Origin of the sequence: Salinirubrum litoreum (assembly GCF_020567425.1) — an archaeon.
GTDB classification, from domain to species: domain Archaea; phylum Halobacteriota; class Halobacteria; order Halobacteriales; family Haloferacaceae; genus Salinirubrum; species Salinirubrum litoreum.
Genome location: NZ_JAJCVJ010000001.1, coordinates 438,004 through 453,501 on the forward strand (window position 1 = coordinate 438,004; position 15,498 = coordinate 453,501).

Sequence of the window (15,498 nt, forward strand, 5' to 3'; positions counted from 1 at the left end):
GGACCGTGGTACTGCTGTGTGAAGGGCGCTTAGCTCAGTCTGGACAGAGTGCTTGGCTTCGGACCAAGTTGTCGTGGGTTCAAATCCTGCAGCGCCCATGATTCTCTCGACTCTCCCGCGGTTGGCGCTACTCTACCTCCGGGAGTCTAGACCTCGCCGATTGTATTCGATGCCCACCCGTTCAATAACCGGTTACCGTTCAGTAATCCTGACTCTCTCAGCCCATCAATAATAAGATAGCGCTATGCCTGTTGTTAACAAACATCTTGACTCTGGGGGAAGGAATCATGATCGACGATACCGGTGAGGACGCTCACGGACGGTGCCCGGACGAATCGCCAGCAAAGAACCAACTGCAAGAAGTTGCATCCTACCGCCGTGACCTGTTAAGAGGGCTCGTGTTTGTGGGGGGATGTACCGCCAGTGCCGGTGCGTTCGCACCAGAGGTGGCTGCTGCAACACTCTGTGTTGACCCGAGCGACCCCAGTTGCTACGATACGATTCAGACCGCGATAGACGACGCGGACGAGGGTGACACGATCGAAGTGATCAAGAGTGATGGACCGTACAACGAGGCCATCCTGATCACCAAATCAATCACGCTTATCGGTGACCCAGGTGGTACTGAACCAGGGGTCGGTCCCGATGCACCAGTCCTGGATGGGAGCGGATTAACGGGCGTGAACGGAATTTCGTTCCTAGAGGGGGTATCCGATGCCTGGATCGAAGGGTTCGAGATACGGAACTATAGATTCGATTCTGAAAATGGAGGATTCGGACGCGGGATCAGTGGTGAAGACAACCGAGAACCTACCGCGAACGTCACGATTCGCAACAACTACGTACACGATACGGGGTGGTCGGGAATCGCCGTAGCACACTGGTCGGATTTACACAACAACTGGGAGGTCACGAATAACGTCGTGGAGACTGCGACGAGACACGGAATACGGGTCTCGAACTGTCCCAACTCGACGATAGCGAACAACGTAGTAAGAGGTGGGCCAGCCCTCAAGTGCGGGATTTTGACCGAATCAAAACGGAACAGGGAGAGCACGACCTCACTCACTGTATCGGATATCTCTGTCAAAAACAACACTGTCCATGGAGAATTCAGTGTGTGCGGTATCGAAGCATCCGCCTGGAATTTAGCCCAAGGCGACCCCGTCAAGATCCGCGGTGTCACAATCGCCAAAAACACTGTTCGAGGCGAACTGTCTGGAAGCGAGGGTAACTCAGACTCGGTTGAGGGGTTCGATCCAGCAGGGATTAAAATCATGACACTGGCTCCGGGCAGCACGGTGGAACGAGTCAATATACGGGACAACGAGATTTCCAACAGTGTTGTTGGTGTCAAGTTACGAGAATTCTTCGATGGGCAACCGGAGGTACTGGGGGGAACAATAGACGCAGTATCGGTTTCTGGAAATACCATCGAGAAATCAGGTCATGGTGCGTATCTGGAGGGAGATGCGATGGAAGTTTCTATCGAAGAGAACACGATCTCGGACGGTCTACACACAGGCATTCGAATCATCGAGAGATCTGATGCAGATAGTATCAGTGTCAACTCGAACGACCTGGTGAACAACGAAAACTGGGGAATCGAACACCGCGGCTCCGGTGTTCTCGACGGGACGAACAACTGGTGGGGTACAAAGACCGGACCGAGCGGTGGAGTACAAGATCCAGAGACCGGAGAGATCGCTAACGGCGATGGCGACAGAGTCGACACGGACATCCGATTCGACCCGTGGCTCGAAGAACCAGTGGCGGATGGAGGTCCGCCTCCAGTCGGTGGCTTCCAAAATCCACCGACAGACCCAGACGGAGACGGACTCTACGAAGATATCAACGGGGACGGCACGTTCGACATCGTGGACGTTCAGGCGCTGTTCGCGAATCTCGACGACTCTGCTGTAACCAACAATCCGGACGCTTTCGACTTTAACGGTGACGGACAGGTAGACGTCGTTGACGTTCAGCGGCTCTTCAACGAGCTGTAAACCACTACCACTCGTCGTATCATCTTTTCGTGCGTGTTGTTTGAGAGATCCACCCGTCGGTCAAGGAGGAGCGATACTGCGCTCTGTTTTACGAGCCGACGTATCTCGGAGGGATTCGACGGTTGACTCACAAGCGAGAGTCACAGACTCGGTCGGAAAGTCGGCCGGAGACGGAGCAAGACTCTCGACGTCCGCCTCACTGCAGAATATCGCCGATTCGCCGCGGTTCGCCGGACAGCGCCGGTTCCTTCTCGACGATCTTCAGCACCTCGTGATCCGTCACGTCGGGGTACGACTTCTCGGTCGCGTCCTCGATCAACGACTTCTCCAACCGGAACTCGGTGCCCTGATACACCACGTCCACACCGTGCTCGTCGAAGGAAAGGGCCGTCATACACCTCGCTAGCCAACCAGCGTATTTAACGGTGTCTCACCGGGACCGCACTCCTCTCCCCCGCCTCCCACCTCCCTCTCCCCGCGGCAGGACCCGACTCACCACGCGGCGTCTGACGCGCGTCGTACGGTAGTTTAAGAGGATAGGGGCGAATCTCGTAGGCGTGTCACTGGCATCGGACCCACTGGATCGACTGGAGATTCCCGACGGTACCGTCGTCGAGGAACACGACCTCGTCACCGACGGGGACGTGCTGATCGGTGGACAGAGCACCGTGGAGTTCGGGGTCCGGGGCAGATCAGTCATCGCGGGCGAACGCGTGACGTTCGGGGGCGGCATCGAAGCCGAGAGCGACTGCCGACTCGACATCTGGTGTGACGTGGACGGCAACGTCCTCGTCGGCGAGGACGCCTACCTCGGCGAACGCGTCCACATCGACGGCCAACTGATGGTCTCCGGCGACCTCGACATCGGCGACGACGTGGACATCGACGAGGGGTTCGAGGCGAACGGCTGGATCGTGATCCGGAACCCGATGCCGACCATCGTCTTCTACTTCGTCCTCCTCTCACAACTGCTCCGGGTCGGCGAACAGGACGCCGCCGACGAACTCGCGTCGGCCATCACCGACGGCGGCGGGAGCGACGTGGCTCCGCTGGTCGTCCCGCGCGGCGCGTCCGTCTCGGACGACGCGTGGCGGGTCTCCACCCCGGCGACGGTCGGCGACGACTGCCGACTGCACGGCAACATCCGCGCCGAGGAGGTCGACGTGGGCGCGGACAACAACATCTTCGGGAGCATCCGCGCCCGTGGCGACATCACGGTCGGTGAGGGCACCCGCGTCCACGGCGACGTGACGACTCGCGGCGGGTCGGTCACCATCGCCGAGGGGGCGCGCATCCTCGGAGACGTGAACTGCGGCGACCTGACGGTCCACGAGGGGGCGACCGTCGACGGGACGATGCGCGCTCGCGGCGAGATGCGCCTGGTCCGGAGCGACACCAGCAGGGACGCCGAGTAGTCGCACTGGGAGGCTTCAGCACGCAGTATCGCAGCCGGCGTCGGGCCGAGCATCCGGTCGTTCACGCAGCATGACAGCTTTTATCACAGTAGCGTGGATGTATCTCGTAGCGTATGGGCCGGGGTAGCATCTGCTGGGCGGTCGCGGGATGAAGCGGTCCGCCTACTGGGAGGAGGTGACGACACTCGTCGAGCGGTCCCGCGAGGAGTGTGCGTCGTTCGACCCGGCGGCCGACGAGAGTGATCCGCACGTCCCACTCGCGGCCGGCGTCGGGCCGATCATCGAACTCTACGTCGACTCCCGGCGCGAGTCCGAACCGCTGTCGGCCGTCGAGGAGTCGCTGCTGGAGGGGGTGCTGAACGACTGGCTCGACCAGTTCGCGGCGTGTCACGACACGGTGCCGGACGACCGGGTGTCGCTCCACGAGGTGGCGATGTGCTACGCCGACCACGGCTCACTGGTCTCGACCGGTCGGGACCTCGTCGGACTCGACGCCGCGACTTCCTCCTCGACCCCCGCCGCCTCCGCTTCCGCCTCGGCTTCCTCGGGCGGTACAGGGACGGACGGCGGTGCCGACACGACAGGTGACCAGACGACCGGTCGCTCGCGGGACCGCGAGGACCGCGAGCCGGTTCGCTGACCGAAAGACCTTCTCCCCCGACGGCTGAACTGGAGGTATGCTCTCTATCGCGCTCGCCGGCAAGCCCAACGCTGGCAAGTCCACCTTCTACAAGTCGGCCACACTCTCGGACGTGGACGTGGCGAACTACCCGTTCACCACCATCGACGCGAACCGGGGCGTGACCCACGCCCGCACCGACTGCCCCTGTCTCGACCTCGACGAGCGCTGTGGCAACGACGACTGCCACGACGGGAAGCGCTACGTCCCGGTCGAACTGCTGGACGTGGCCGGACTCGTCCCCGGTGCCCACGAGGGGAAGGGTCTCGGCAACCAGTTCCTCGACGAACTGACGAACGCGGACGTGATCCTGAACGTCGTCGACGCGTCGGGGGGCACGAACGCCGAGGGCGAACCGGTCGAGGTCGGGAGTCACGACCCACTGGAGGACGTGGACTTCATCGAACGCGAGATGGACCTCTGGCTCGCTGGCATCGTCGACCGCAACTGGGAGTCGGTCGAGCGCAAGTCCCGGTCGCCGGACTTCGACATCGAGGACGCCCTGACCGACATGCTCACCGGCTTCGGCGCGACAGAGGCCGAGGTGGCGAAGACACTCCGGGACCTCGACTACCCCGACGATCCGATCCAGTGGACCGACGCGGACCGCGAGGCACTCGCCAGCGACGTGCGTGCCAGAACCAAACCCATCGTCCTCGTCGCCAACAAGATCGACGACGCCCCGCCGGAGAACGTCGAGCGCCTGCGCGAGACGGGCAAGACGGTGATCCCGACCACGGCAGACGGGGAACTCGCACTCCGGAAGGGCGCGGAGGCGGGTATCGTGGACTACGATCCGGGCGATCCGGACTTCGAGATCGTCGGCGACCTGAGTCCGGCACAGGAGCGGGGTCTCGAACAGATCCGGGAGGTGATGGCGGAGTACGGCGGCACCGGCGTCCAGCAGGCCATCGACACGGCGGTCTACGACGTGCTGGACCACTTCACCGCGTTCCCGGTGCAAAACGAGACACGCTGGACCGACGGGACCGGCAACGTCCTCCCCGACGCCTTTCTCCTCCCCCGCGGGTCGACCCCGAAGGATCTGGCCTACGCGGTCCACTCGGACATCGGCGACGGCTACCTCCACGCGGTGGACGCTCGCGCCGGCCGGCGGATCGGCGAGTCGCACGAGTTAGACGAGGGCGACGTGATCAAGATCGTCTCGACCGCGAAGTGACGACTCGGTCCGGTGCCCGTCTCGTGGCCGTCACCCCCCGGGACGACGCCTCGGTCCCCACCGGTTCGACCGAGCAGTCCCCGACCGGTTCGACCGAGCAGTCCCCGACCGGTTCGGCCGAACTGTCCGTGACCGAGTCACCCGAGTCGTACACCACCTATTTCGTCCACCGACCAGAACCACCGAGTTATGACCCCAGCCGAACGCCGGACTCGCGCCTGCCAAGAGCACCTCCGGGAGGGGCCGGCCGACGCCGTGATCTGCTTCCCGAGCACGAACCTCCAGTACCTCACCGGCTTCGTCGAGGAACCGGGTGAACGCCACCTGCTGCTGTTCGTCCCCGAGTCGGGCGATCCGGTGTTTCTCGTGCCGGACCTCTACGAACACCAGGTGCGCGACGACTCGTGGATCGGCGACGTGCGGACGTGGACCGACGGGGACGACCCCCGCGAGTCGGTCGGCACCATCGCAGCAGACCTCGGACTCACCGGCGGGCACCTGCTCGTCGACGACACGATGTGGGCGCGGTTCACGCAGGACCTGCGGGCCGTCCTCCCGGAAGCGACCTTCGGCCTGGCGAGCGAGGTGCTGGCCGACCTGCGCGTCCGGAAGGACGACGCCGAGATCGACGCCCTCCGGCGGGCCGGGGCGGTCGCCGACCGGGTGATGGCCGCCCTCCGAGATCTCGGAGGGGAGGCGGTCGGACTGACCGAAGCAGACCTCGCCAGAGAGATTGAGCGTCGACTGACCGACGCCGGCGGGGAGGGCGTCTCCTTCGAACCGGTCGTCGGGAGCGGCCCGAACGGTGCGAAACCGCACCACCGGCACGGCGACCGGATCATCGACGCCGGCGATCCGGTCGTGCTGGACTTCGGGACGCGCGTGGACGGCTACCCCTCCGACCAGACCCGGACCGTCGTCTTCGACGGTGAGCCACCGGAGCACTTCGCCGAGGTCCACCGCGTCGTCCGCGAGGCACAGCAGGCCGCCGTCGACGCGGTCCAACCGGGCGTGACCGCCGAGTCCGTCGACGCGGCGGCACGCGAGGTGATCGAGTCGGCCGGCTACGGCGAGCAGTTCGTCCACCGGACCGGCCACGGCGTCGGCCTCGACGTCCACGAGGAACCGTACATCGTCGCCGGCAACGACCGCGAACTCGACGCCGGGATGGTCTTCTCGGTCGAACCGGGTGTCTACCTCCCCGACGAGTTCGGCGTCCGTATCGAGGACCTGGTGGTCGTGACCGACGACGGCTGTGAACGACTGAACGACGCCGAGCGGGACTGGCAGTTCGACTGAGCGCCGGGAGCGCGGGGAGCGTCGACTCGGATCGAGACGCGTCGAGCGAGCGCGCAGAAACCGTTTTCTCGCTGGGCCTCGCCCGGACAGTCATGACTGCCGACAGCCTGTCCGAGCGCGACCTCGAGACCGCGATCGAACTGTTCCTCGCGCGCAACTTCCCCCAGATCGACATGCACGGCGGCTCGGCCGGGATCGAGGGGATCGACCGCGAGACCGGCGAGGTGTGGATCACGCTCGGCGGTGCCTGCGCCGGCTGTGGCATCTCGCCGCTGACGGTGAGCGCGCTCCAGTCCCGACTGGTCGCCGAGTTCGACGAGATCGACCGTGTCCACACGTCCACAGACGGCGGGTTCGGCGACCACGACCGTCCCGACCTCTCGGACGTCCCGTTCTGAGGCGGCGGCGGGGCAGCTTCTGCGAGGTCGAGACCAGCCGCCGATCGACTCCCGCTCTCGTACGTGACACCGAGACTAACTTTTACTCGCAGTGGTGTACTCGTTAAGCGCCGCATAACGCCGGTCGCATATGCACGAGCGGCGCGAACCGTGAAAATAGCTAAATACCGGCAAAGAATACTGGATGGTAGACCATGTCAGTGGGTGACCGGAGTCCGGCGGTCGTACAGGACGAGCGCGTCTTCCACGTGGTCTGCCGGGAGTGTTCGACGGAGTCGTTGGCGCGGACGCGGGCGGTCGCACGGGAGTTGGCGAACCGGCACAAACAGCGGTCCGATCACCGGGTCGTGATCGAACGCATCGACTGACGCGCACGAACCAGCGGTCCCTTCTTTCACGGACGACCAGGGTGGCTCCGGACTCACCGCACAGAGCCCCGCTGCGGACGCGGCTCGTCCCCCCACGTGTTGCGAAGTTTCACAGAGGTATTTACGTCCGGGCCGGGAGGGAACGAACACTGGATGTTACGCGACGTACTCGACCCCGTTCGGCGGGACCGCCGGACTCTCACGCTGTTCACCCGCGACGGTCCCGACGACGCGGTGGATACCGTCCGACGCCACTTCGCGGTACGGAACGTCGACGTGACGGTTCGCCGGACGTCCGCTCCGGAGCCTGCCGGCTTCGCGGTCCTCCACGACGACGACGGCGAGTGTATCGAGGCGGGATCGCTGTCGGGGCTCTCCGCCTACCTCTCACCCGACGTGTGGGGACAGGTCTTCGACGCGGACCGGGTCGACGAGAGGCCCGACCGGCCCGCGCTCCTCCGCGCCGTAGACGACGGCGTCTACGTCGTCGAGAACGCCGGGAAACTCCCGCTGCTCCGTGCCTCCCACCAGATCGAACACCTGGCGACGGGGTCGGAACCGGGGACGCTGTTCGCGGGGTTCCAGCAGCTCTCGAACATCCGGGACGACTTCGGGACGTGGGACCGGTACCGTCGCCTCGCGGCCTACGACACCGACGTCCACGTCTTCGGGTCGCCGGACCAGGCGTTCCCGGACGACGAGTCGCTGACGGTCCACGGGTCCGACGCCGCAGAGATCGGCGACACCTGGTTTCTCGTCTACCTGGGGGCGGAGTGGGCCGGCGTGTTGATCGCAGAACAGGTGGCGTCCGCCCCCGATGGTCCTCGCTACGACGGCTTCTTCTCGTTCCGCCGTGATCTCGCCGAGACGGCCGCGACCTATCTCGCGGAGACCTATCTCGACAAATCAGACCTCACCTGGCCGGCAGTAGACGGCGGGACTGACCCGGTCGTGGACGACGGAGACCTGCGGGACTGATTCGGCCGTTGACGGCGGACTCAGGCCAGCGACTCGATGTGTGCGACCAGGTCGTCTTTCGACTGGACGCCGACGAACCGTTCGCCTTTCTGTCCGCCCGCGTAGAACTGGAGGGTCGGCACGCTCCGGACGCCCTCGTTCTTCGCGAGCGTCTGGAGTGCGTCGATGTCGACCTTCGCCACGACCGCGTCGGTCTCCGCTGCGATCTCGGCGACGGTCGGTTCGAGCATCTTGCACGGGCCACACCAGTCCGCGTAGAAGTCCACGAGGACGACGTCGTTGTCCACGACGAGTCGTTGCAGGTGATCTTCACTCTCGACGTGAATCGGTTCAGAACTGACTGCCTCTGTCTCGCTCATGCACGTACATCGGCAGGGCCACGGTTAAGCGTTCATCCCGAGTGTCGGCGCGGCGCACGACCGGGAAAGCGTCCCTGTGACAGCGGGGGCCGCGTGTCGACGCTCAGTTCGCGTCTCGAATCTCGTCGAGCGCCTCGGGGTTCTCGATACTGCTCATGTCGCCGAGGTCCTCGCCGGCGTAGATGGACGCGATGGCCCGACGGATGATCTTCCCCGATTGAGTCTTCGGGAACTCGTCGACGAACAGCACCTCGCGGGGCCGGAACGGTTTCCCGAGTTCCTCGCCGACCAGTTCCCGGAGGTCTGCCCGGAGGTCGTCGCTTCGGTCGTAGCCGTCCTCGAGCACCACGTAGGCGACGACCGCCGTCCCCGTCGTCTCGTCCGGGACACCGACCGCAGCCGCCTGGTTCACCGCGTCGTGTTCGATCAGCACGCCCTCGACCTCTGCGGGACCGACCTTCCGGCCGGCGACGTTCAGCGCGTCGTCGGCCCGCCCGTGGAGGAACCAGAAGCCGTCTTCGTCCTTCTGTGCCCAGTCGCCGTGATCCCACAGCGGCGGGTCCGCGAAGGTGGACCAGTACTCCTCGAGGTAGCGCTCGTCGCCGTCCCACAGCGACTTGGTCATCGAGGGACAGGAGTCGCGGGCGACGAGGAAGCCGCGTTCGTGACTGTCGGCGACCGACTCGCCCGCAGAGTCCACGATGTCGACGTCCATCCCGAGTCCCGGTCCACCGAGCGAACACGGTTTCAGCGGCTGGTTCGGCATCGGCATCAGGAAACAGCCGCAGATCTCCGTGCCGCCCGAGATGTTGATGATCGGTGCCTCGCTCCCGCCGACGTGCTCGTAGAACCACTGCCAGGACTCGGGGTCCCAGGGTTCGCCGGTCGACCCGAGCAGGCGGAGCGAGGAGAGGTCGTGGCCGCTCAGTGGCTCCTCACCGTGTTTCCGCAGGGCGCGGATCGCGGTCGGGGAGATGCCGAACACCGACAGCGCGTGGCGGTCGATCATGTCCCAGAATCGGTCGGGACCGGGGTAGTCCGGCGCGCCCTCGTACATGAAGATGGTCCCGCCGAAGGTGTGGTTCCCGATCAGCGTCCACGGCCCCATCATCCAGCCGATGTCGGAGACCCAGAAGAACCGGTCGCCGGGCTTGTGGTCGAAGCCGAAGTAGATCTCCTTCGCGCACTGCAGTTGGACGCCGGCGTGGGTGTGGACGATCCCCTTCGGTTTGCCGGTGGTGCCAGACGAGTAGAGCAACATCGACTCCTGATCCGAGGGGAGCGACTTGGTGTCGTACTCGTCGGACTGCGTGGCGACCGCGTCGGCCCACCACTCGTCACGGTCGCCGAGGGCGAGGTCGTGGCCGAGTCGGTCGTAGACGACCACGTCCTCGACGCAGTCGGCCTCGGCGATCGCCTCGTCTGCGGTGTCCTTCAGCGTCACCTCGCTCCCCCGGCGGGAGAAGCCGTCGGCGGTAAAGAGGACGGAACACTCGGGGTCGCGGAGGCGCGTGGCGGTCGCGTCCACGCCGAACCCGGAGAAGATGGGCACCGCGACCGCGCCGACTTTGAAACAGCCGTAGAGAATCGAGACGACCTCGGGCACCATCGGCATGTAGAGGCCGACGGTGTCGCCAGTGCCGACGCCGACCGATTCGAGGTAGTTCGCCACCCGGTTCGACTGCTGGGCGAGTTCGTGGTAGGTCACCTCCCGCACCTCTCCGTCCTCGCCCTCCCAGATGGTGGCGACCGTGTTCCGCGTCGGGGAGTCCACTGCGGCGTGGCGGTCCACGACGTTGTGCGCGAGGTTCAGTTCCCCACCGGGGTACCAGTCGGTGAACTGCGGGCCGTCGGTGTCGTCGCGCACCGTGTCGTAGTCCTCGAAGAAGTCGACGTCGAGGTAGTCGACGAGTTCGTCCCAGAACCAGTCGACGCCGGAGGCCGGTTCGCCGTCGATGTCGGTCGTCGTGCGCCGTATCAGCGACTCGTAGTCTGCGATGCCGTACTCGTCCATGAACTGCTGGACGTTGGTCGCCGCGGCGAACGCGGGGTCGGGTTCGTGGACGACCTCGTCGGTGTCGGGGACGGTGTCCATGTCCGGCACTGCTTGCCGACCGGCCGAAAAGATTCCGGAAGTTCGTGATAGACGGGTCGCCCGGTTGGACTGTCGCACTCGACGGCACTGCGGTAGTGCCATCCTTTTTGCCGACTCGACTGCAAGGTTCGGGTATGTACGTCCGGGACGCCAAGAACCGAGACGAGGTCTGGTTGCTCGACCACATCGAGGCGATGGGCCTCGACGACGAAGCCTTCAGGTCCCGAGACTACGTCATCGCGGTCGACGAGGAGACGAACGACCGGGCGGGCTTCGGTCGCATCCGCATCCACAAACACGACGAGGGTGACTTCTGTGAACTCACCGGCATCGGCGTCCTCGACGGCTGGCGCGGCCAGGGAGTCGGCGCACACGTCGTCGAGCGACTGCTCTCGGAGGCGAGCGACAACGGGTTCGAGACGGTCTACTCGTTCACCGATCAGCCGAACTACCTCGGGCAGTTCGGATTCCGGCCAGTCGAGTCGACCGACCTCCCCGAACACGTCGCCGCTCGACTGGCCCGAAAGTCGGACGCGCTGGACGGTGATCTCGTCGCGCTCCGGATCGGTGTCGACGACTTCGAGATGCCGGATCGCCTCCGCGAGGCGTTCAAGTACGCGGCCAGCGAGACGCCGGCGACGACCGGCGACGAGGAGCGTCCGGAGGACTTCGGCATCGACCCAGACTCGGCGACGTACAAGTACGACACCGGGAACTGAGGCGACTCTGTCCCCCTCTCGGGGCGACGGCGGTCGGCCTGCGACCACCCCGACGCTGGCGGGGCTCAGGTCCGGTCGTCGAGGAAGTCGGTACTGAAGACGATGTACGCCAGCGCCGAGCAGAACAGGATGGGCGGCAGGATCATGAAACCCCACAGCGGGTCCATCCCCCACAGCAACACGAGTACCACGCTGCTCAACCCCAGAAAGAGGAAGGGGGCGACCGCGAGCGCGGCCCGGCGACGGTTCTTGTTCGACTCGCTCTCCAGCGGTGAACTCTTTCCGTCACCGTCGCCAGCCGGGACTGCCATGTCCTCCCCTCGGGACCGCACCGACAAAAGGACCCCGCTCTCGGCGACGGACGACCGCAGAGAGCGCCCGCTCGCTCGCCGTTCTCACTCCGCCTCGGCGTTCTCCAGCCGCGAGGCGAGTTCGACGAGACCGAACAGCGTCCCGAGGAGAACGAGCGAGAGCACGACGCCCGCGCCGGCCATCGTCGCCGGTGTCGTCGCCACCGTCACGAGTCCGAACAGCGTCGCCTCGGGACCGACCACGCTCCCGTTCGACCCGACGAAGAAGCCGATCATCCCCGACAGCAACACGACCGAGACACCGACCGCGAGCAGGATCGGTTTCCCACTGGCGCGTTCTGTCACGGCCTCGTCTACGCGTTCTGTCACACCTCACGGTGAGGTCGGCGCGGTATAGGCGCTTTCGGTCCACTCTCGGGGTCGCCGAGTCGAGGCCGGGGTTGAGGTCGCCGGGTTCGAGGCCGAGGTCGGAGTCGTCGGAATCGACACAGAGTCGCCGAACTGCGGCCGGCCACCGAATCACCGGAGTATAAGCCGGCGGTCGCAGAATCGGGAGCTATGCCCGAACCACTCGTCGAACGCGCCCGCGAGGTGCTCGCGGACGCCTACGTCCCCTACTCCGAGTACCGCGTCGGCGCGGCACTCCGAACCGCCGACGGCGAGGTCTTCATCGGCTGTAACATCGAGAACGCCAACTACAGCAACAGCCTCCACGCCGAGGAGGTCGCCGTCGCCGAAGCCGTCAAGTACGGCCACCGGGAGTTCGACCGCATCGCCGTCTCCTCGGGCGTCCGCGACGGCGTCACGCCCTGCGGGATGTGCCGCCAGACGCTCGCGGAGTTCTGCGACGACGACCTCGTCGTCGTCTGCGACGAAGGCGGGGAGGAGACGACCGAGTACACGCTCGGGGACCTCCTGCCGAACACCATCTCGCTCGGGACGCTGGAGGCCGCCGAGGGTGTCGACGACACGCACCCCGAACCGGACGAGGAGTGAGCGGCGTCGCGGCGACCGACAGTTCCCGCCATCGGCGTCAGACGCCCGACAGACAGACGACCGACACCTGCGGAAGCCTTTTGCCGAAACCGCCCGACGTAGTGGAGGTGAAGCGACTCATCGCCGGCGTCCGCCGGAACCTCCCCGGTGGACTCCTCACGCTGGTCTCTGCTGTGGTCGTCGGCCTCGGTGGCAACGTCGTCCCGACCGCACCGACGCCCGGACTCTGGATCGTCGGTGTCGGCGTCACACTCCTCGTCGCGGGCGTGTTGGCGACACCCGGCGTCCGAGGCCTGCTGGACCGCACCTTCGGACTGGACCTGACACCGGACGCGACACGGACCCTGATCGCGCTGTTCGGCGTGCTGGCGGTCACGCTGACGGTCGCCTTCCTCGCCGGGAACCCCGACGTGGTGAGCGATCCGACCTCGTTGATCGGATCGACGGCCCGAGTGCGGACGCCGTGACGACGTCGACGGAGACCGTGTCGGACCCGAGTGAGAGCCTATTTATCCGCCCCCGGCGAACGACCGGGCCATGACTGGCGACAGCGAGGACCCCAACGACGAGGTCCAGTACCACCTCGAAGTCGGCCCCGGCGACGTGGCTGACGCCGTCCTGCTCCCCGGTAACCCCGAGCGTGTGGACAAGATCACCGCGCTGTGGGACGACCACGCGGAGGTCGCCCACCATCGCGAGTACCGTACCGCGACCGGCACCTACGACGGGGCGGACATCTCCGTCACCTCGACCGGCATCGGTTCGCCCTCCGCTGCCATCGCGATCGAGGAACTCGCCCGCGTCGGGGTCGATACCTTCGTTCGGGTCGGGTCCTGTGGCGCGATCCAACCGGAGATGGACGTGGGTGACCTGGTGATCACGTCTGGCGGTGTCCGGCAGGAGGGCACCTCCGACGAGTACGTCCGGGAGGACTACCCCGCCGTCGCCGACCACGAGGTCGTCTCCGCGCTGGTCGCCGCCGCCGAACGACTCGACTACGACTACCACGTCGGCCTGACGATGTCGGCCGACTCCTTCTACGCCGGGCAGGGCCGACCGGGCTTCGAGGGGTTCGAGGCCGCTGGCAGCGACACGCTCGTGCAGGAACTGCAGGACGCGAACGTCAAGAACATCGAGATGGAGGCCGCCGCGCTGTTGACCATCGCTAACGTCTACGGCCTGCGGGCCGGCGCGGTCTGTTCGGTGTACGCGAATCGGGTGACCGGCGAGTTCCGGACCGAGGGCGAGTCGAGAGCCGCCGAGACCGCGAGTCTGGCCGTGAAACTCCTCGCCCGGATGGACGCGGTGAAAGCCGAGGCCGGCGTGGATCGGTGGCACGCCGGCCTGTCGCTGTAGGTCACGACCGGTGGCCGGACGAACGCCGTCTGCTCGGCCGTCGCCGTAATCATCATCGACGATGGTCCGGATTCGCCCGCCATCGGGTCGTTCGCGGGCGGACAGTTTCGCAGGCCCTTTATCAGATGACGCCACACCTTCACCCATGACTGCCGATGTCGTCGTACTCGGGGCCGGATACGCCGGTGCCGGTGCGGTGAAACGTTTCGAGGACGAGATCGACGCCGGCGAGGCGAACCTGACCTGGGTGTCGGAACAGGACTACCACCTCGTGCTCCACGAGGTCCACCGCGTCATCCGCGATCCGTCGGTGGAGTCGAAGGTCGCCATCCCGGTCTCGGAGATCAAGTCCCCCTCGACGAACTTCGTCCAGGACCACGTCACCGGCGTCGACACCGACGCGCGCACCGTCCACGTCGCGGACGGCGACGACATCGACTACGACTACCTGCTCGTGGCACTCGGCTCCGCCACCGCATTCTACGGCATCGAGGGACTGGAGGAGTACAGCCACACCCTCAAGAGCCTCGACGACGCCCGCGCCATCCACGAGGACGTGAAGCAGGCCGCCGCCGAGGCTTCCCGCACCGACCCGGCACAGGTCGTCGTCGGCGGGGCCGGCCTGTCGGGCATCCAGACCGCCGGTGAGATCGCGGAGTACCGCGACAAGCACCGCGCACCGATCGACATCAAACTGGTCGAGGGACTCGACGAGGTCTTCCCCGGGAACGACCCCGAACTGCAGGGTGCCCTCCGGAAGCGCCTCGAAGCGGCCGACATCGACATCCTGACCGGCGACTTCATCTCGAAGGTCGACGAGGAGACGATCTACCTCGGCGGCGGCGAGGACGAGGCGCCAGAGGAGTTGCCCTACGACGTGTCGGTCTGGACCGGCGGCATCACCGGCCAGGAGGAGGTCGCGGAGGCGAACGTCGAGAAGGACGAACGCTCGAACCGCATCTACGCGGACATGGACTTCCAGACGAGTAACGACCGCGTCTTCGCCATCGGCGACTCGGCGCTGATCGACCAGGGCGACGACGAGTTCGCGCCGCCGACCGCACAGGCCGCGTGGGGTGCCGCAGAGGTCGCCGGCGAGAACCTCGCCCGATCGGTTCGCGGTGCGCCGCTGAAGTCGTGGACCCACACCGACAAGGGGACGCTCGTCTCGGTCGGCGAGAAGGCGGTCGCCCACGGCGTCGACCCACTGCCGATCGACACGTTCGGCGGGTTCGGCGCGAAGTTCCTGAAGAAGGCGGTCGCGGTGCGGTGGATCGCGGACGTGACCTCGCTCGGGCGTGGTCTGAACGCCTGGAGCGACATGTGACGCTCGGCGACT

The 15,498-nt window shown here is 65.7% G+C and carries 18 protein-coding genes and 1 tRNA gene; 14 read left to right on the plus strand and 5 right to left on the minus strand.

The annotated features are described in order from the left end of the window. Window positions 1-23: 23 nt before the first annotated feature. Both LI337_RS02080 and LI337_RS02085 read left to right on the plus strand, forming a co-directional pair. Window positions 24-98 (plus strand) — tRNA-Arg (locus LI337_RS02080). A 189-nt stretch (window positions 99-287) separates the two neighbouring features. Next, the gene (locus LI337_RS02085) at window positions 288-2,006 is read left to right on the plus strand and encodes a right-handed parallel beta-helix repeat-containing protein (protein ID WP_227228058.1); all 1,719 of its coding nucleotides are present in this window, start codon (window positions 288-290) and stop codon (window positions 2,004-2,006) included. Between the two features lie 196 nt (window positions 2,007-2,202). Here LI337_RS02085 and LI337_RS02090 read toward each other — a convergent pair whose 3' ends face one another. Continuing rightward, entirely contained in the window at window positions 2,203-2,400 is a 198-nt protein-coding gene (locus LI337_RS02090) for a DUF5800 family protein (RefSeq protein WP_227228059.1), read from the minus strand. Window positions 2,401-2,563: 163 nt separating this feature from the next. Here LI337_RS02090 and LI337_RS02095 point away from each other — a divergent pair, with 163 nt between their 5' ends. The 7 genes from LI337_RS02095 (at window position 2,564) to LI337_RS02125 (ending at window position 8,323) form a co-directional block, all read left to right on the plus strand. After that, window positions 2,564-3,421, plus strand: a complete 858-nt coding sequence (locus LI337_RS02095) for a polymer-forming cytoskeletal protein (RefSeq protein WP_345777722.1) — start codon at window positions 2,564-2,566, stop codon at window positions 3,419-3,421. A gap of 148 nt (window positions 3,422-3,569) precedes the next feature. Then, window positions 3,570-4,061 carry a DUF8055 family protein gene (locus tag LI337_RS02100; protein ID WP_227228060.1) on the plus strand — a complete coding sequence of 164 codons (492 nt, stop codon included), beginning with the start codon at window positions 3,570-3,572 and terminating at the stop codon, window positions 4,059-4,061. Window positions 4,062-4,098: 37 nt separating this feature from the next. Then, window positions 4,099-5,280 carry a redox-regulated ATPase YchF gene (locus tag LI337_RS02105; protein WP_227228061.1) on the plus strand — a complete coding sequence of 394 codons (1,182 nt, stop codon included), beginning with the start codon at window positions 4,099-4,101 and terminating at the stop codon, window positions 5,278-5,280. A 189-nt stretch (window positions 5,281-5,469) separates the two neighbouring features. Next, window positions 5,470-6,579, plus strand: coding sequence for a M24 family metallopeptidase (locus tag LI337_RS02110; RefSeq protein ID WP_227228062.1), 1,110 nt, complete (start codon window positions 5,470-5,472; stop codon window positions 6,577-6,579). A 92-nt stretch (window positions 6,580-6,671) separates the two neighbouring features. Further along, entirely contained in the window at window positions 6,672-6,977 is a 306-nt protein-coding gene (locus LI337_RS02115) for a NifU family protein (protein ID WP_227228063.1), read from the plus strand. 194 nt (window positions 6,978-7,171) lie between these two features. Continuing rightward, the gene (locus LI337_RS02120) at window positions 7,172-7,345 is read left to right on the plus strand and encodes a hypothetical protein (protein ID WP_227228064.1); all 174 of its coding nucleotides are present in this window, start codon (window positions 7,172-7,174) and stop codon (window positions 7,343-7,345) included. A 153-nt stretch (window positions 7,346-7,498) separates the two neighbouring features. Then, window positions 7,499-8,323 carry a DICT sensory domain-containing protein gene (locus LI337_RS02125; RefSeq protein ID WP_227228065.1) on the plus strand — a complete coding sequence of 275 codons (825 nt, stop codon included), beginning with the start codon at window positions 7,499-7,501 and terminating at the stop codon, window positions 8,321-8,323. A gap of 20 nt (window positions 8,324-8,343) precedes the next feature. Here LI337_RS02125 and LI337_RS02130 read toward each other — a convergent pair whose 3' ends face one another. Beyond that, the gene (locus LI337_RS02130; protein ID WP_227228066.1) at window positions 8,344-8,682 is read right to left on the minus strand and encodes a thioredoxin family protein; all 339 of its coding nucleotides are present in this window, start codon (window positions 8,680-8,682) and stop codon (window positions 8,344-8,346) included. 103 nt (window positions 8,683-8,785) lie between these two features. Further along, window positions 8,786-10,777 carry an AMP-binding protein gene (locus LI337_RS02135; RefSeq protein WP_227228067.1) on the minus strand — a complete coding sequence of 664 codons (1,992 nt, stop codon included), beginning with the start codon at window positions 10,775-10,777 and terminating at the stop codon, window positions 8,786-8,788. 134 nt (window positions 10,778-10,911) lie between these two features. Between LI337_RS02135 and LI337_RS02140 the strand changes: the two genes are divergently transcribed. Beyond that, the gene (locus tag LI337_RS02140) at window positions 10,912-11,496 is read left to right on the plus strand and encodes a GNAT family N-acetyltransferase (protein WP_227228068.1); all 585 of its coding nucleotides are present in this window, start codon (window positions 10,912-10,914) and stop codon (window positions 11,494-11,496) included. 65 nt (window positions 11,497-11,561) lie between these two features. Here the strand turns inward: LI337_RS02140 and LI337_RS02145 are convergent, their stop codons facing one another. Continuing rightward, window positions 11,562-11,807 (minus strand): DUF8142 family protein, encoded by a 246-nt coding sequence (locus LI337_RS02145; RefSeq protein ID WP_227228069.1) that lies wholly within the window; start codon window positions 11,805-11,807, stop codon window positions 11,562-11,564. An 84-nt stretch (window positions 11,808-11,891) separates the two neighbouring features. Continuing rightward, window positions 11,892-12,176 carry a hypothetical protein gene (locus LI337_RS02150; RefSeq protein WP_227228070.1) on the minus strand — a complete coding sequence of 95 codons (285 nt, stop codon included), beginning with the start codon at window positions 12,174-12,176 and terminating at the stop codon, window positions 11,892-11,894. A 189-nt stretch (window positions 12,177-12,365) separates the two neighbouring features. On the opposite strand from LI337_RS02150, the gene cdd reads away from it, so the two are divergent. The 4 genes from cdd to LI337_RS02170 all read left to right on the plus strand — a co-directional run bounded on the left by cdd (window position 12,366) and on the right by LI337_RS02170 (window position 15,486). Then, window positions 12,366-12,803 carry a cytidine deaminase gene (gene cdd / locus LI337_RS02155; protein WP_227228071.1) on the plus strand — a complete coding sequence of 146 codons (438 nt, stop codon included), beginning with the start codon at window positions 12,366-12,368 and terminating at the stop codon, window positions 12,801-12,803. Between the two features lie 107 nt (window positions 12,804-12,910). After that, window positions 12,911-13,270: a hypothetical protein gene (locus tag LI337_RS02160; RefSeq protein ID WP_227228072.1), complete on the plus strand. Its 360-nt coding sequence runs from the start codon at window positions 12,911-12,913 to the stop codon at window positions 13,268-13,270. Window positions 13,271-13,340: 70 nt separating this feature from the next. Then, on the plus strand, window positions 13,341-14,159 hold the full coding sequence (locus LI337_RS02165; RefSeq protein WP_227228073.1) for a nucleoside phosphorylase: 819 nt from the start codon (window positions 13,341-13,343) through the stop codon (window positions 14,157-14,159). Between the two features lie 145 nt (window positions 14,160-14,304). Next, window positions 14,305-15,486: an NAD(P)/FAD-dependent oxidoreductase gene (locus tag LI337_RS02170; protein ID WP_227228074.1), complete on the plus strand. Its 1,182-nt coding sequence runs from the start codon at window positions 14,305-14,307 to the stop codon at window positions 15,484-15,486. Window positions 15,487-15,498 lie beyond the last annotated feature (12 nt).

Coding starts and splice junctions, on each gene's coding strand:
- LI337_RS02085 (WP_227228058.1), top strand. CDS start 288: ATGATCGACGATACCGGTGAGGACGCTCACGGACGGTGCCCGGACGAA.
- LI337_RS02090 (WP_227228059.1), bottom strand. CDS start 2,400: ATGACGGCCCTTTCCTTCGACGAGCACGGTGTGGACGTGGTGTATCAG.
- LI337_RS02100 (WP_227228060.1), top strand. CDS start 3,570: ATGAAGCGGTCCGCCTACTGGGAGGAGGTGACGACACTCGTCGAGCGG.
- LI337_RS02105 (WP_227228061.1), top strand. CDS start 4,099: ATGCTCTCTATCGCGCTCGCCGGCAAGCCCAACGCTGGCAAGTCCACC.
- LI337_RS02110 (WP_227228062.1), top strand. CDS start 5,470: ATGACCCCAGCCGAACGCCGGACTCGCGCCTGCCAAGAGCACCTCCGG.
- LI337_RS02115 (WP_227228063.1), top strand. CDS start 6,672: ATGACTGCCGACAGCCTGTCCGAGCGCGACCTCGAGACCGCGATCGAA.
- LI337_RS02120 (WP_227228064.1), top strand. CDS start 7,172: ATGTCAGTGGGTGACCGGAGTCCGGCGGTCGTACAGGACGAGCGCGTC.
- LI337_RS02125 (WP_227228065.1), top strand. CDS start 7,499: ATGTTACGCGACGTACTCGACCCCGTTCGGCGGGACCGCCGGACTCTC.
- LI337_RS02130 (WP_227228066.1), bottom strand. CDS start 8,682: ATGAGCGAGACAGAGGCAGTCAGTTCTGAACCGATTCACGTCGAGAGT.
- LI337_RS02135 (WP_227228067.1), bottom strand. CDS start 10,777: ATGGACACCGTCCCCGACACCGACGAGGTCGTCCACGAACCCGACCCC.
- LI337_RS02140 (WP_227228068.1), top strand. CDS start 10,912: ATGTACGTCCGGGACGCCAAGAACCGAGACGAGGTCTGGTTGCTCGAC.
- LI337_RS02145 (WP_227228069.1), bottom strand. CDS start 11,807: ATGGCAGTCCCGGCTGGCGACGGTGACGGAAAGAGTTCACCGCTGGAG.
- cdd (WP_227228071.1), top strand. CDS start 12,366: ATGCCCGAACCACTCGTCGAACGCGCCCGCGAGGTGCTCGCGGACGCC.
- LI337_RS02165 (WP_227228073.1), top strand. CDS start 13,341: ATGACTGGCGACAGCGAGGACCCCAACGACGAGGTCCAGTACCACCTC.
- LI337_RS02170 (WP_227228074.1), top strand. CDS start 14,305: ATGACTGCCGATGTCGTCGTACTCGGGGCCGGATACGCCGGTGCCGGT.